Here is a 15,594-nt window from a genome sequence, read left to right on the forward strand (position 1 = left end):
GATGATCACCCCGATCCTGCCCCGCCCCCGCCTCCAGCGCCTCGTGCGGCTCTACGTCGGCCTGGTCCTGTACGGACTCAGCGGTGCCCTGCTGATCGAGGCGCGGCTGGGCTCGATGCCCTGGGACGTGCTGCACCAGGGCCTGGCCCTGCGGGCCGGGCTGTCCGTGGGGATGTGGAGCGTCATCGTGGGCGCGGCGCTGATGCTGCTGTGGATCCCGCTGCGCCAGAAACCGGGGCTGGGCACCCTGAGCAACGTCGTCGTGATCGGCGTGTGCGTGGACCTGTTCCTGTGGCTGCTGCCCACGACCGACTCACTCCCGCTGCGGGTGGGGCTGCTGGCCCTGGGCGTGCTGGTGTGCGCCGTGGCGACCGGCTGCTACATCGGCGCCGGCCTGGGCGCCGGGCCGCGGGACGGACTGATGACGGGGCTGGCCGCGCGCGGATGGTCGGTGCGCCTGGCCCGTACCGTCATCGAGATCACCGTGGTGGTCACCGGCGTGATCCTCGGCGGAACGGTCGGCGTGGGCACGGTGGTCTTCGCCCTCACGATCGGACCGCTCGCACAGGTCTTCATTCCGATGTTCCGAATGTCTGAAATGCCGTCGGAGGAACCGGAATCATCGCACCGCTAGCCGAACCGTGATCGGAGGTTGATCACCGCGTCATAACTTCTGCTGGGACAAAATCCCACAATTGGTCTCATACCACGCCGACGCTGCATATGCACGTGCACTTGCGGGTAGCGCGACCCTGGCGGAGAAGGGAAGATGGGACCGCGGTGAACGGAAGGACCGTGTTCGGGCGGGTTCCGGCGATCCGGCCTTTTCGGCTGCCCTCACCTGGGAATATACCGGGTACCAGGCGAGCCGAGGGGTCAGGGGAGAGGACGAGGCCCGGACGGCGTCCCTTTCCGGCGGCGGACGCGAGTCGGCCGGTCGGAACGGGTGAAGAGGCTCCACGGGGAGCGCACACGGGCGTGCGCGACGCGCTCCGCGACGACGCGGCGGCCCCCGTGCCGACAACGGCACTCGCGCCAACCGCAGGACCATGGACGACGTGATGGGGGTGAGCCGCGTGCCCGGCTGGATTGAAGACTACGCAATGATCGGCGACATGCAGACCGCCGCGCTGGTCGGGCGCGACGGTTCCATCGACTGGGCCTGTCTGCCGGATTTCGACTCCTCGGCCTGCTTCGCCGCCCTGCTCGGCGACGAGCAGAACGGGAGCTGGTCACTGCGCCCGGCCCACGGCGAGCCGAACGCCACCCGCCGCCACTACCGGGGCGAGACCCTCATCCTGGAATCGGAATGGGACACCGACACCGGCTCGGTCCGGGTCATCGACTTCATGCCCCCGCGCGGCGGCGCACCGCACATCGTCCGCATGGTCGAGGGCCTGAGCGGCTCGGTGGAGATGCACACCACCATGCGGATCCGCTACGACTACGGGCACGTGGTGCCCTGGATGCACCGGACCGGCACCGAGCTCGTCGCCATCGCCGGTCCCGACGCCATCTGGCTGAGCGCCCCCGTGGCCCTGCAGGGGCACAACTTCACCCACGATGCGAACTTCACCGTCACCGCCGGCCAACGCGTGCCGTTCGTGATGACCTGGCATCCCTCCCAAGTGGAGGAGTCCGATCATTTGGACGCCGAGAAAGCGCTCTCCCGCACGGAGCGCTTCTGGGAGAAATGGGTCAGCCAGTGCACCTACGACGGCCCCTACCGCGAAGCCGTCGTCCGGTCCCTCATCGTCCTCAAGGCCCTCACCTACCACCCCACCGGCGGCATCGTCGCGGCCCCCACCACGTCCCTTCCCGAGGAGATCGGGGGCGTGCGCAACTGGGACTACCGGTACTGCTGGCTGCGTGACGCCACCATCACCCTGGAGGCCCTGATCCGCTCGGGCTACAAGGACGAGGCCCTCGCCTGGCGCGAGTGGCTGGTCCGCGCCGTGGCCGGCGAACCCCAGCTCATGCAGATCATGTACGGGATCCGCGGGGAGCGGCGGCTGACCGAGTGGGAGGCCGACTGGCTGCCCGGCTACGAGGCCTCGCGCCCGGTGCGCATCGGCAACGCCGCCGTGGGCCAGTACCAACTGGACGTGTACGGCGAGGTCATGGACGTGCTGCACCTGGCCCGGCGCTCCGGGATCCGGGGCGGCGACCACCTGTGGGGCCTGCAGCGCTCACTGGTGAACTACCTGGAGTGGTGCTGGGACGAGCCCGACGAGGGACTGTGGGAGGTGCGCGGCCCCCGCCAGCACTTCGTGCACTCCAAGGTCATGGCCTGGGTGGCGGCCGACCGCGCGGTGCGCAGCATCGAGGAGTTCGGCAAGGAGGGCCCCATCGAGCGGTGGAAGGCCCTGCGCGACACCATCCACGCCGAGGTCTGCGAGTACGGCTACGACCCCCACCGCAACACCTTCACCCAGTACTACGGCAGCAAGGAGCTGGACGCGGCCCTGCTGCTGATCCCCGAGGTCGGCTTCCTCCCCTACGACGACCCCCGCGTGATCGGCACCATCGAGGCGATCCGCAAGGACCTGATGGTCGACGGATTCGTGCTGCGCTACCGCACGGACCTGGAGAACTCCGCCGACCAGCTGCCCGGCGACGAGGGCGCCTTCCTGGCGTGCAGCTTCTGGATGGCCAACGCCCTGTTGTCCATCGGACGCCAGGACGAGGCCAAGGAGCTGTTCGAGCGCCTGCTGTCGCTGCGCAACGACCTGGGCCTGCTGGCCGAGGAGTGGGACCCCCGGCTGGGCCGCCAGGTCGGCAACTTCCCCCAGGCGTTCAGCCACGTGCCCCTGGTGACCACCGCCCTCAACCTCGCCGACCGCCAGGGCGGTTGGCGCGCCGAGTGACCTTCCCCTTCGGCAGAGCACCGCGCCCCCGCGACCGGTCCGGTCGCGGGGGCGCGTGCGTCGGAGGCCCGGAGGACCCGCCGGGCCCGCTCAGGGGTTCAGGGTGGGGTCGACCCACACCGGGAACAGGCCCGAGTCACTGGCCTCGACCCCCAGGGTCAGCCTCAGCACGTCGGTGACGTCCACGTCGAGTTCGACCGTCTCACCGAGCTGAACGGTCTCCGAGATCAGGGACTCCCTTTCGGCGAACACCGTGAAGGTGACCGTCCCCGTGGCGCTGGAGGTGTCGTCCACCCCCACCACAGCGGTGAACGAGGTGTAGTCGCGGCTCAGGTTGTAGTCCGCCCACCCTACGCACTCGTTGTAATCCGATCCGCAGTTGTCGCCCGAGACCAGCGCCCGGCTGTAGACCTCCGCGTCGACCTCGGCACGGCCCACTTCGGGGATCCAGGCGCCCTCTTCGTCGACCGGCTCCACCTGGGTGAGCAGTGTCGCCGACTCCGAAGCCGGGTCGTCGGCTCCGTCATCGTCGTCGGCCGGCGGGCTCGCGGTGGCGGCGCCTTCCTCCGGGGGGTCCTCGCCCGGAGCGTCCGACTCCACGGCCCCGGCCCCGGCCGGCGCCTCGGACGCCTCGTCGACGGCGGTGTCGGCCGCGACCTCCGTACCTTCCCCGGCGGTGAGGGCGGGCACCACCCGGTCCATGACGACGTAGCTGAGGCCGCCTCCCGCGATCAGGCACAGCACGCCGAAGACGGCGAAGCCGATGAGCATCGGTTTGCGCGACCGGCGCTTCTTCTCGGGCGCGGTCACGCCGGTGGGCGGCGCGGCGGGAGCCGCGAACGCGCCCGTGGTGTGGACCGGACCGCTCCAGGTGGGCTGCGGTCCGGTGTACGGGCCCGACGGTCGCCCCGGGGGGACCGGACCCGACGGCGGCCGGTGCCCGGACGGCTGCTGGCGGGTGCCCGGGCCGGGCGGGCCCGAGTTCTGCGGCCCCGTGTACGGGCCTGTCGGCGGCGGACCCGAGGGCCGGGCCGCATGCGGGCCGGAGTGCGGCGGACCGGCGGGCGCTCGCGTGCCCTGGGGGCCGGTGCCGGTACCGGGGCCGCTGCCCGGACCGGTGCCGGGCGGCGGCGCCTGACCGGCCGCCGGCCCCTGTGGGGACGTCTGCTGCAGCGGCGGCGCCTGCTGCGACGTCGCGCCGCGCATGCCTCCGACCGGGCGGGGCGGCATGTCGCCCGGCCCACTGTGCTCCCCGGCCCCGGCCGAAGCGGCCGCCGACGAGACGGGCAGGCTCTCCGGCGGCGGGCCGTCGGGGCGCCCCGCGCCGGAGTGCGCCGCGTTCTCCGCCACCGTGGGCGCCTCGGCCCCGTCCCCGTGTGCCGGGTCCGTCGGCCCGTCCGGTCCCGCGGGCTCGCCGGGACCGTCCTCGAAGCCCTCCGTCACCGCCGCCGCGAGCACGGCGGCACCGGGCTCGGCCGCCGGCCCCGTCCACGGCACGGACGTGGCCAGGGAGCGCAGCGCCCGCATCCACTCCGAGGCCTCGGGCCGCTCACCCGGCTCGGCGGAGAACATCGCCATGACCAGCGTGCGCTGGCGCTCGCCCGCCTCGGCGAGCAGCGGCAGCGCGCCGAAGCGCTCCCGCAGCTGCTCGGGGGTGGGCGGCGGGTCCTCACCGGTGAGCGCGTAGTAGGCGATGGCGCCGAAGGCGTAGCGGTCGGTGGCCGCCGAGTACTCGCCGTTGAAGATCTCCGGGGCCGCGTAGCCGGGCGTGAACCACGGGCGCGCCGTCATGTGCCGGGCGGCGATACGGCTCAGGCCGAAGTCGACCAGCGTCGCCTGGCCCTCGTCGCTGACCATGATGTTGCCGGGAGAGAGGTCGCCGTGGACCACCACCCGCTTGGAGGGGGTGGCACGGCCCGAGTGCAGCACGTCCAGGACCTGGGCGACCTGTTCGAGGAAGCGCAGGACCTCGCGCTGCCCGCGCACGCCCTCCACGGTGTGCTCGGCCCGCCAGTCCCGCAGGTCCAGGCCCTCGACATAGTTCATGACCAGGTACAGGGCCCGGTCGGAGTACTCGCCCGCGCCCTCGGCCGGGTGTTCGGGAGCGCCCTCGAAGTGCTCGCGCACGCCCACCACGCCGAGGCGGTTGATGAAGCGCAGGAGCTCGGCCTGCTCGCCCCACTTCGCGCTCAGTTCCGCGAACTGCTCCTCGTTCGCGGTCACGTCCGAGTTCAGGACCTTGACCACGACCGGTTCGGTCTGGCCGGCGAGGCTCACCTCCGCGAGGTAGAGCGTGGCCTCTCCGCCACGTCCCACGGACCGCACCAGTCGGTACTTGTCCGGCTGGGTGTCCGGACCAACGTAGAGATTCAGGCTCACGGCTCTGACACTCAATTCCACATGGGGGTCGACGATGCCCCCGGTTCCGGGGGTCGGCCCGGGGCACTGCGGCCCACACTAACGCGGGCGGCTGTACTCTTACGCCCGGTACAACCCCTATGGCCACACGTGGCCGTGCGGGGACGCGGTCGCATGGGCCGTGTGAACGGGCACGGACATCTGACCGGTGAGGGGCCGAGGTGACCGGAGAACGGATACTGGGCGGCCGCTACCGCCTGCTCTCGCAACTGGGCCAGGGCGGCATGGGTGAGGTCTGGCGGGCCGTGGACGAGCTCCTGGACCGGCGCGTGGCCGTGAAGCTCATCCTGCCCGGCCGCGTGGACTCCGAGGAGGTCGTGGCCCGGTTCCGCCGTGAGGCCCGCCTGACCGCGCGGCTGGCCGGCCATCCCAACGTGGTGATCCTGCACGACTTCGGCCAGGACGGCGGGGACACGGGATCGGTGTACGCGGTGATGGAGCTGGTCGAGGGGGTGCCGCTGACGTCGGTCCTGCGGGAGAGCGGCCCCGTGCCGGTCGCCCGCGCGGCCGCCCTGGCCGCGCAGGCCGCGTCGGGCCTAGGCGCGGCGCACGCGGCCGGGATCGTGCACCGCGACGTCAAGCCGGGCAACCTGATGGTGGTGGGCGAGCCACCGGACGGCGACACGGTGAAGGTGCTCGACTTCGGCATCGCCGGGTTCACCGCGTCGTCCCGCACACGCCGCATCACCCAGACCGGGCAGATCATCGGCACACCCCTGTACATGCCGCCCGAGCAGATCCGGGGCGAACAGGTGGGCCGCGCCGGTGACCTGTACTCCCTGGGCGCGATCCTGTACCAGCTGCTCACGGGACAGCCGCCGTTCCGGGCCGAGGACCCCTGGGCGGTGCTGCGCATGCACCTGGCCCAGGAGGCGCGCCCGCTCGTCGAACTGCGCCGCGAGGTCCCCGCGGCGCTGTCGGACCTGGTGTCGTCGATGCTGGCCAAGCGGGTGGCCGACCGGCCCGCCACCGCCGAGGACGTGCGGGACCGCCTGGCCGCGTTCGCGCCCTCGCCCGCGCTGCGCCCCTCCCGGCCGCGCTCGGTCCCCGATCCCGGGACCTCGGTCCCGCTCAAGCGGACCCGCGTGTACACCGAGGCGCCGCCCCAGGTGGCCACCACCAGCCCGGCCCCGATCGAGAGCGACCCGGCGGTCCTGCTCGAACGGATGGACGCCGCCCAGGCCAAGGCGGACGGCGGGCAGTTCGCGGCGGCCGCCAACGAACTGCGCGCGCTCCTGCCGCACCTGCGCGCCGCCCTGGGGCCCGACCACCCGGACACCCTGCGCGCCCGCCGCCGCGAGGCCTACTGCCACGGCAAGAGCGGGGAGTACCGCAGCGCGGTCGCGGCCCTGGACTCCCTTCTGGGCGACCTGCTGCGGCTCCACGGCCCGCGGCACCCGGAGACGCTGACGGTCCGCTACTACCTGGCGACCAACACGGGCCGGGTCGGCGACCACGCCCTGGCCGCGCGGTTGCACGGCGACCTCGTGCCCGACCTGGTGGCCGTGCACGGCCCGAACGCGAGCCGGGTCCTCACCACCCGGCTGTACCTGGCCTTCGAGACCGGGGAGGCCGGCGCGCCCCGGCAGGCGGTCGACCTGCTCGACGCACTCATCCCGGACCTGACCCGGGCCCTGGGCGAGGACGACCCGATGACGCTGCGGGCCCGCCACTACCAGGCCGCCTACCTGGGGCACGCGGGCGACGCCGCCGAGGCCGCGCGCAGGTACCACGAGCTGTTCTCTCACCACACACGGGTGTACGGGGCCCAGGACCCCAGGACCACGCGTATCCGCACCCGCCTGCGCCAGTGGCAGGACCGCGCCCGGCAGTGATAACGGCCGCCGGTCACGGGGTCACCGGTATTCCTATTTCCCCACCCTGTGGGGTCGGTGGTCCGTACTCTTTGACGTTATGAGGTCCACAGCCCACGAGCCCTCGTACACCCAGCCGTACTTCTTCCTCCTGGGCCGTGAGGTCGGTCTGGACGATGACATCCTCACCATCAGACAGCCCTCACTGCGCACTCTGACCGTGGCCCGCCTTCCTTTCGGTCTCGATCTCGGCGCGGTATTCGGCCTGGTCGAACCGTCCGTTCCCAGCCATCCGCTCCGTGTCGACCTGGAGGTCCTCCGACCATCGGGAAGTGCCGCCCTCAGCGTGAGCGGGAGCACGGAAGAATCCGCCACAGGCCCCGGCCGTGTCTGGGCCAGGACACTGCATGTCGTCATCGACGAAGCCGGTGAATGGACCGTCATCGCCCGCTGCGGCGCCCTCCAGGCTGTGCGTGTGGTGAACGCCGAGCTCGGGCGGTCCAGTAGATGCCGCCGCACCTGACCAAGCATCTCCGGGAACGAATGCGGCAGCGGCGCATCACCGAAGCGGACGTTCTCGCGGCGTTTGAGTCGCCCTCTGCAGGAGACCCACGACTCCGACAACAACTCCTATCGGCTCTACGGGCGCACCACGGACGGCAGAAAGATCTACGTGGCGGTGAGGGACACGACGTGGGGCACGGCACACCCGATCCTGTGATCAAGACAGTGGCGGAAGTATCGTGACGTCCATGGCAGTAGCTCGGAATGTGACGATCGACCAGGAAGCGGACGCGGGTTACCTCCAACTCATGGACGCGGCCGTGGCGCGGAGCGCTGACTACGGCTCGTTCGTCATCGACCTCTCCGCTGACGGCCAGGCCGTCGGGGTGGAAGTGCTGACCCTGGAACGCCCTCTGGACACCCCTGGGGTTCTGGAGGCCCTGGAGGAGACCGGTAGCGCTCCGGACTCGGACACACATCAGTGGGCGCGTTCCTTCGCGACGCAGATCAGCGACCTTCACGACAGTGTCGAACCACCACTTCCAGCGCGACCCACGCAGGAGAGCAAGCCTCCGCTGGAGGAAGTCCGCTTTCTGACGGTGGCGGAAGTCGCGAGCATCATGAGGGTCTCCAAGATGACGGTCTACCGGATGGTCCATTCGGGCGTTCTGCCGGCGATCAGAGTGGGACGCTCGTACCGAGTACCGGATCGGGCAGTCCAGGACTACCTCCGCGAGTCGGCCGCCAGTCTCTGGGCGCTCGGTTGAGGGAAGGGCGGGGCCGATCGTCCGAAACGGCCGTGGTTGTCGGAAGCTGGCGCTAGTGTTCTGGCCATGTCTTCCAGGGACCTGAACGAAATCATGGACAACGGATGGGCGAAGGCACTCGAGCCGGTCGCCCCGCAGATCGCCACCATGGGCGACTTCCTCCGTCAGGAGATCGCCGAGGGCCGAACCTACCTGCCCGCCGGCGAGCACGTGCTGCGGGCCTTCCAGCAGCCCTTCGACGACGTGCGCGTGCTCATCGTGGGCCAGGACCCCTACCCCACCCCCGGCAACCCGGTGGGCCTGAGCTTCTCCGTCGCCCCTGACGTGCGCCTGCCCGCGAGCCTGCGCAACATCTACAAGGAGATGCAGGACGACCTCGGCACCCCCATGCCGTCCAACGGCGACCTGACGCCGTGGACCGAGCAGGGCGTCCTGCTGCTCAACAGGGTGCTGACGGTGGCCCCGGGCAACGCCGGATCGCACCGGGGCAAGGGCTGGGAGGCCGTCACCGAGCAGGCCATCCGCGCGCTGTCCGAGCGCGGCACGCCGCTGGTGGCGATCCTGTGGGGCCGCGACGCCCGCAACCTGCGCCCGATGATGCCGGGCGTGCCGTGCGTGGAGTCCGCGCACCCGAGCCCGCTCTCCGCGCGCAACGGCTTCTTCGGCTCCAAGCCGTTCAGCCGGACCAACGCGATGCTGGAGGAGATGGGCGCACAGCCCGTGAACTGGCAGCTGCCGTAAGGCATCACACCCCCTGCACCCCCACCAGAACCACGGACTCGGTACCGCTCAGGTACCGGGTCCGCCCGCGTTCGACCCCCTGATGCGGAAAGGCCCCTGTTCCGATGGCCAAGCAGCTCACGTACGCCGACGCCCTGAGGATTCTCGGCAAGAACGACTCGGAGGTCCTGGACCTGGCGGAGAAGCTCACCGACGGCGGATTGGGGCTGGTGGGAGTACCGGACCTGTTCGGTGCCCGGGGGGCGCTGGTGAGCAAGGGCCGCCAGGCCCTGGAGGGAATCCGGGGCAAGCTCAAGGGCGAGAGCCGGTTGTCCCGCACGGAGAAGATCGAAGCGGCGTATCGGATCCTGGTGATCGTCGCCTTCTTCGAGGCGCTGGACGAGTGCCTGACGGAGATCGGGGCGCCGTTCACCCTGGCGGATCTGGAGATGACCGGGGAAGAGCAGATGGCCCTGCTCGGGCGGACTCCCGCCCCCACCGTGACTCCGTTTCCGGGCCTGTCCGTGGAAGCCTGGAGCCCCAGCCAGCCCCGTCTGATCACCCGCGTCCTCGTCCAGTTCCTCTCTGGTCTGGACGCGGTCGAGAAACACGGCATTACATCGAGCGACCACCCGATCCTCCAGAGCCTCGCCGAGCGGCTGCCGGACTTGGCCGCAGAGCGCCAGAGGGAGCTCTACCGGCGGTTGGCCGCCGAGGTCCCCGAGTTCGGCATGTGGGTGCACCTGGACGAGCACCGGGTTACTCGGCGGGAGTTCACCACCGGGCTACGGGACCTGCGCCGCCACCTGGAACAGGTGCGTTCGCATCGGGCGGTGGACGACCGGCGGCGCGACATCGCTACCGCCTACCAGGCGGTGCTCCAGCAGCCTGTGCTGCGCTCCGACGACGCCCCTCCCGGCATCGCGCTCCCGACCCTGGAGGACGCCTACATTCCACCCCGGGGCCGCGTCGCCCTCACGCTCCGGACGGTCTCCCCCTCCGTGGAGGCGTGGTGGACGGAACATCCAGTGGTCGACGACCTCCAGGTGGCCATCGCCGCCCAGCTCGTCCACCCCTGGAGCACCAGATATCCCATGGTGGTCCTCGGCCACCCCGGCGCGGGCAAGTCCAAGTTCACCGAGATGCTCGCCGCGCAACTGCCCTCGGACGACTTCCTGCCGATCCGGGTGGAACTGCGCTCCGTCCCGCCGAACGCCCCCCTCCACGTCCAGATCGAGGAGGGCCTGGCCGCGACCCTCCACACCAGGGTCTCCTGGCGAGAGCTGGCGGACTCGGCTAACGGCGCGCTCCCCGTGATCATCCTGGACGGCTTCGACGAACTCCTCCAGGCGACCGGGGTCGACCGGTCCGACTACCTGGAGCGGGTCCAAGAGTTCCAGCAACAACAGGAGGCCCTCGGGCAGCCCGTGGCGGTCATGGTGACGAGCCGGACCCTCGTCGCGGGCCGGGCCAGGTTCCCCGACGGCACCACGGTGATCCGGCTCGAACCCTTCGACGACGCCCAGATCGAGCACATGCTCGGTGTGTGGAACCGCGCCAACGCCTCAGCGTTCGCCGCCGCCGGGCTGGAACCGCTCTCCGCCGACGTCCTGCTGCGCTACCGGGAACTGGCCGAGCAACCGCTGCTCCTGATGATGCTGCTCATCTACGACGCCGACGGCAACGCGCTGAGCGGGGCGGCGGAAGAGCTCTCGCACGGAGAACTGTACGAGCGCCTGCTCACGATGTTCGCCCGGCGCGAGGTCGACAAGCACCGTCCCGGCCTCGGCGGACAGGCGCTGGACCGGGCGATCGAGGACGAGCTACGCCGCCTGGAGATCGCGGCGACGGCGATGTTCGCTCGGGGCAGGCAGAGCGTGAGCGCGGACGACCTCGACCGCGATCTGGCCGTCCTGATGCCGGAGGCCGCGCAGCGCCCCACGGAAGCCGATCTGCATGGCGAGATCGCCCCCGCGCACCAGGTGCTCGGACGGTTCTTCTTCGTCCACGAATCGCGGGCCCAGGCGGCCGACGCCACGGCGAGTGTCTTCGAGTTCCTGCACGCCACCTTCGGCGAGTACCTGGTCGCCCGGGCCATCACCTCGGCCCTGGAGGAGCTCGTCGAGGACCGGGCCCGGTCCCTGCGGCGGCGGGGCGGCCCCCAGCACCTGGACGACGGCGAACTCCACGCCCTGTCCTCCTTCGCGGCCTTCGCCGCGCGGGAGAAAGTGGTGGACTTCCTGGACGAGCGGCTCCGGCACCGATTGGAGGACGACCCCGACCTCGTCGGGGAGTACACCGCGCTGCTCATCGAGTTGTTCCGGGGGGCGCCCTTCCCCGCACCCAACCGTTCCTACACCGCCTACGAACCGCAGCGGCTCGCGATGTCCGCCCGCGAGGGCCGCTACACCGCCAACCTGGTCACGCTGCTCGTCCTGGTCGCCCAACGGCCCCTGCACCTGAACGAGCTCTTTCCCGAGGCACAGGACCACTGGCACGCCTGGCGCACGACCGTGGCGCAGTGGCGGGCACTGCCGTCGAGCCAGTGGTTCGGCGTCATGGACACCCTGCGCATCCGACACCACGGCTACTTCGACGGTCCCGAGCCGTTCACCACGGTCGAGCGCGAGGACCGCTCCTCCGTCAACGTCGGCGAGTGCCTGGGATTCGATCTGCGCGGGGACGTGGACAACCAACCGTCCGTGGTCGACCCGTACGAGATCACCGTGCCGTACTCCTCGGTGACGTCGAAGCTGCTTCGCTCCATCGCGCTGCAGGCCAGCGGCACCACCGCGCGGATGAGCCTGATCCTGTTGCCGTACCTGCGCCACGTGTCCCTGGACTTGGGGACCTGGTACTCGGACAAGGAGACCGACACGTCCTGGGTGGAGGCCCACGAGATTCTGCGGCTGCGCCTGGAACCGGCCACGAGCAGCCCTGACTCACGCCTGGACAGCTATCGGCGACTCCTGGGGTCAAGAAGGATCGGCTCAGAAAGGATCGAACGCCTTGAACTCTTGGTGCTCCGCCAAGCCGCCGAAGACCTCGCGGATCTCCCGACGGGTTCCGCAGCGCACAAGGCTCTGTCCACCATGGTGCACGCCGCCACCAGCAGGTCGGCGCTCCGCCGGAGCCAACTGCCCTCCGAACAAGTCCGACCGGTTCTCGCCGCGTTGAAGCGCCACATCGACCCGGTTCTCAGGGCGTCAATCGCCGTCGAGACGAATATCTGAGCCGGACCGGCTCCCCCTCTGCTCAACTCTCCCCTCCCCCGACGACCGAAAGGCACCCCTCCCTCCATGGCGAAGCAGCTCACCTACGCCGACGCCCTGAAAACGCTCGGCGGCAACGACTCCGAGGTCCTGGACCTGGCGGAGAAGCTCACCGACGGCGGGCTGGGATTGGTGGGAGTACCGGACCTGTTCGGTGCCCGGGGGGCGCTGGTGAGCAAGGGCCGCCAGGCCTTGGAGGGCATGGCGGCCAAGCTCAGGGGCCAGAGCCGCCTGTCCCGCACGGCCAAGATCCAGGCCGCGCACCACATCCTGGTCCTGGTGGCCTTCTTCGAGGCGGTGGCGGAGTCGCTGGAGGAGGTCGAGGCCCCCTTCTCCCTGGCGGACCTGGAGTTCACCAAGGAGGAGCAGGTCCGGCTCCTGGACCACGTCCTCACGCACTCGGGCTCCCTGCCGGTCCCCTCCCTGGGCTCCGCCTGGGCGCCGCGCTTCTTCTCGGACTTCCTCTTCCGCTACTTCACCGACGTGCTCCTGGGCCTGGCCGTGGCCGAGGAGCACGGCATCGCCACCGAGGACCACCCCCTCCTGGAGGGCCTGCGCGCGGTTGTGCCCGACCGGGCCGCGCGGCGGTACCAGGAGTCCTACCGCCTGCTCGCCACCGAGATCCCGGAGTTCGGGATGTGGGTGCACATGGACGAGCACGAGCACACCCGCCGGGCCGTGGGGACCGGTCTGACGGAGCTGAAGAGCGCTCTGGAGGCGGTCGGCTCCCGGCGCGAGGTGAGCGGTCGACGGCGCGAGCTGGCCGCCGGGTACCAGGCGGTCCTGCGCCAGCCCGTCCTGCGCTCGGACGACGCCCCGGCCGGGCTCGTTCTGCCGCCGCTGGAGGACGCCTACGTGCCGCCGCGCGGCCGCGCCGGATACGCCGTGCGCAGCGGCACCCCGTCCACGGAGGAGTGGTGGGAGGCCCTCCCCATCGACGACGACCTGCAGGACACGGTCGCCGCCCACCTCGTCCACCCCGTGGCCACCGAGGTGCCCACCGTGATCCTGGGCCACCCGGGGGCGGGCAAGTCCAAGCTCACCGAGATGCTCGCCGCGCGGCTGCCCTGCGCCGACTTCCTGCCGATCCGGGTGGAGCTGCGCGCCGTGCCGCCCAACGCCCCCATCCACGTGCAGATCGAGGAGGGGCTGACCGCCGCGCTGCACACCCGCGTGTCCTGGCGGGAGCTCGTGGAGTCGGCGGACGGCGCCCTGCCGGTCGTCATCCTGGACGGCTTCGACGAACTCCTCCAGGCCACCGGGGTCGACCGCTCCGACTACCTGGAGCGGGTCCAGGAGTTCCAGCGCCAGCAGGAGGCCATGGGGCAGCCGGTGGCGGTGGTGGTCACCAGCCGCACCGTGGTCGCCGACCGGGCGCGGTTCCCGGACGGGACCATGGTGATGCGGTTGGAGCCCTTCGACGACGCCCACATCGAGCGGATGCTGCAGGTGTGGAACCGGGCCAACGCCCACGCCTTCGCCGCGGCCGGGCTGATGCCGCTGACCGCCGAGGATTTGGCGCCCTACCGGGAGCTGGCCGAGCAGCCCCTGCTCCTGCTGATGCTGCTGATCTACGACGCCGAGGACAACGCCCTGCGGCGGGCATCACGGTCCCTGTCGCACGCGGAGCTGTACGAGCGCCTGCTGACGATGTTCGCCGCACGCGAGGTCGACAAGCACCGGTCGGGGCTGAGCCGGGACGACTTCGACACGGCGGTCGAGGACGAGCTGCGCCGACTGGAGATCGCGGCGCTGGCGATGTTCACCCGCCGCAAGCAGAACGTGAGCGCCGACGAGCTGAACGAGGACCTGGAGGTCCTCATGCCCGACGCGGCCGTGCGGCCCGACGACGCCGACCTGCACGGCCGGATCGCGCCCGCCCACCAGGTGCTCGGCCGGTTCTTCTTCGTGCACGAGTCCCGCGCCCAGGCGGCCGACGGATCGGCGAGCGTCTTCGAGTTCCTGCACGCCACCTTCGGCGAGTACCTGGTCGCCCGCGCCGTCCTGACGGCCCTGGACGTGGTGGAGGAGTCGCGGCCCCGTCCCGCACGTCGGCGAGGGCGGGGCCGTACCGCCCGGCCGGACGACGGCGAGCTGTACGCGCTGTCCTCGTTCGCGAGCTACGCCGGGCGCCAGAAGGTCGTGGAGTTCCTCGACGAGCTGCTCCGGCGGCGGTTGGAGGAGGACCCGGAGGTCGGCACGGACTACGCCTCGCTCCTGAACGAACTGTTCCGGGAAGCCCCGTTCCCGGCGTCGAACCGCTCCCTGACCGAGTACGAGCCCGTGCGGCTGCCGTACACGCGGCGCGAGGCCAACTACACGAGCAACCTGTTGCTGCTGTTGTGCCTCGTGCGTTCGGAGCCGGTGGACGCGCGTGAGCTGTTCCCCGGAGTCGACGAACCCGACCAGGCCCTCCAGCACGTCACGTCGATGTGGCGCACGCTGCCCGGCGCGGAGTGGTTCAGCATCGTGTCGACCCTGCGTGTGCGGCACCTGAACGGCTGGGACGACGACGGCCCCGTCACTGTCATCGAGCGCGAGGACGGCTCTCCCGTCGACGTCGGCGAGTGCGTGGGTTTCGAGATCCGGGCGAACCGGGAGGCGTTCCCGTCGCTGACGGATCCCTACGGCATCACGGTGCCCTACGAGACCACCACGTCACGCCTGCTCCGTTCGATGGCGATGCGGGTCAACGGGACGGCGGCGCGCTTCACCCTGGGTCTGCTGCCCTACCTCCGACACGTCTCCACGGACATGGGCGACTGGTACCTGGACCGGGCCCCCATGTCCGCGTGGACCGAGTTGCACGAAATCCTGAGACTCCGTCTGGAACCGGTCACCGCTGACCCGGGCGGTCGTCTGGTCTCCTACGAGAGACTCCTGGCTCCGGCCTCGCTCGGCCGGATCGAACTCCTGGTGCTGCGTCAGGCGGCGGAGGACCTGGCACTCGCTCCCCACTCCTCCGAGTTCCGGCAGTCGCTTCTCCACCTCGTGCGCACCTACCTCGCGGGTGTGGAGACCGTCGTGCGGGGGAATGCGCTCCGCGCGGACGAGGCCAGGGCCGTCCTGGAGCTGCTGGGTCCGGACTTCCCGGTCGGAAAACTGACGGGGCGGGTCATCGGCCTCTTCGGCCAGGACACGCTCGGTGCGGCCACCCCCCCGTCGACCGACCCGTTCGCCCTCGCTCCCCCGCCGCGCGACGGGCGCTACAGCAGCAGCGGGTGATACGGGA

Annotated in this window: 10 protein-coding genes and 1 pseudogene; 10 read left to right on the plus strand and 1 reads right to left on the minus strand. The window is 70.9% G+C overall.

Features of this window, described 5'->3' with window-relative positions; translation table 11 throughout:
• Position 1: 1 nt before the first annotated feature.
• Together DFP74_RS26550 and DFP74_RS26555 are read left to right on the plus strand one after the other, a co-directional pair.
• Entirely contained in the window at positions 2-634 is a 633-nt protein-coding gene (locus DFP74_RS26550; RefSeq protein WP_121185800.1) for a YitT family protein, read from the plus strand.
• A 427-nt stretch (positions 635-1,061) separates the two neighbouring features.
• Positions 1,062-2,867, plus strand: coding sequence for a glycoside hydrolase family 15 protein (locus DFP74_RS26555; RefSeq protein WP_233571394.1), 1,806 nt, complete (start codon positions 1,062-1,064; stop codon positions 2,865-2,867).
• 90 nt (positions 2,868-2,957) lie between these two features.
• Here DFP74_RS26555 and DFP74_RS26560 read toward each other — a convergent pair whose 3' ends face one another.
• Positions 2,958-5,246, minus strand: coding sequence for a protein kinase (locus DFP74_RS26560; protein WP_121185804.1), 2,289 nt, complete (start codon positions 5,244-5,246; stop codon positions 2,958-2,960).
• 200 nt (positions 5,247-5,446) lie between these two features.
• Between DFP74_RS26560 and DFP74_RS26565 the strand changes: the two genes are divergently transcribed.
• The 8 genes and pseudogenes from DFP74_RS26565 (at position 5,447) to DFP74_RS26595 (ending at position 15,587) form a co-directional block, all read left to right on the plus strand.
• Positions 5,447-7,120, plus strand: a complete 1,674-nt coding sequence (locus tag DFP74_RS26565; RefSeq protein ID WP_121185805.1) for a protein kinase — start codon at positions 5,447-5,449, stop codon at positions 7,118-7,120.
• Positions 7,121-7,199: 79 nt separating this feature from the next.
• Entirely contained in the window at positions 7,200-7,622 is a 423-nt protein-coding gene (locus DFP74_RS26570; protein WP_121185807.1) for a hypothetical protein, read from the plus strand.
• Between the two features lie 63 nt (positions 7,623-7,685).
• Positions 7,686-7,820, plus strand: coding sequence for a hypothetical protein (locus DFP74_RS34990; RefSeq protein ID WP_255499722.1), 135 nt, complete (start codon positions 7,686-7,688; stop codon positions 7,818-7,820).
• 31 nt (positions 7,821-7,851) lie between these two features.
• Positions 7,852-7,989 (plus strand): annotated as a pseudogene (locus DFP74_RS34995) (DUF2283 domain-containing protein); the annotation flags it as partial.
• Between the two features lie 189 nt (positions 7,990-8,178).
• Complete coding sequence (locus DFP74_RS34715) at positions 8,179-8,370, plus strand: helix-turn-helix domain-containing protein (RefSeq protein ID WP_255499712.1); 192 nt, start codon at positions 8,179-8,181, stop codon at positions 8,368-8,370.
• A gap of 66 nt (positions 8,371-8,436) precedes the next feature.
• Entirely contained in the window at positions 8,437-9,111 is a 675-nt protein-coding gene (locus DFP74_RS26585; protein ID WP_121185811.1) for a uracil-DNA glycosylase, read from the plus strand.
• Positions 9,112-9,215: 104 nt separating this feature from the next.
• Positions 9,216-12,323 carry an NACHT domain-containing NTPase gene (locus tag DFP74_RS26590; RefSeq protein ID WP_121185813.1) on the plus strand — a complete coding sequence of 1,036 codons (3,108 nt, stop codon included), beginning with the start codon at positions 9,216-9,218 and terminating at the stop codon, positions 12,321-12,323.
• Positions 12,324-12,389: 66 nt separating this feature from the next.
• Positions 12,390-15,587: an NACHT domain-containing NTPase gene (locus DFP74_RS26595; RefSeq protein WP_199725788.1), complete on the plus strand. Its 3,198-nt coding sequence runs from the start codon at positions 12,390-12,392 to the stop codon at positions 15,585-15,587.
• Positions 15,588-15,594: the final 7 nt, after the last annotated feature.

The organism is Nocardiopsis sp. Huas11, from assembly GCF_003634495.1.
In the GTDB taxonomy this organism is placed as follows: domain Bacteria; phylum Actinomycetota; class Actinomycetes; order Streptosporangiales; family Streptosporangiaceae; genus Nocardiopsis.

Coding starts and splice junctions, on each gene's coding strand:
- DFP74_RS26585 (WP_121185811.1), top strand. CDS start 8,437: ATGTCTTCCAGGGACCTGAACGAAATCATGGACAACGGATGGGCGAAG.
- DFP74_RS26555 (WP_233571394.1), top strand. CDS start 1,062: ATGGGGGTGAGCCGCGTGCCCGGCTGGATTGAAGACTACGCAATGATC.
- DFP74_RS26590 (WP_121185813.1), top strand. CDS start 9,216: ATGGCCAAGCAGCTCACGTACGCCGACGCCCTGAGGATTCTCGGCAAG.
- DFP74_RS26550 (WP_121185800.1), top strand. CDS start 2: ATGATCACCCCGATCCTGCCCCGCCCCCGCCTCCAGCGCCTCGTGCGG.
- DFP74_RS26570 (WP_121185807.1), top strand. CDS start 7,200: ATGAGGTCCACAGCCCACGAGCCCTCGTACACCCAGCCGTACTTCTTC.
- DFP74_RS26595 (WP_199725788.1), top strand. CDS start 12,390: ATGGCGAAGCAGCTCACCTACGCCGACGCCCTGAAAACGCTCGGCGGC.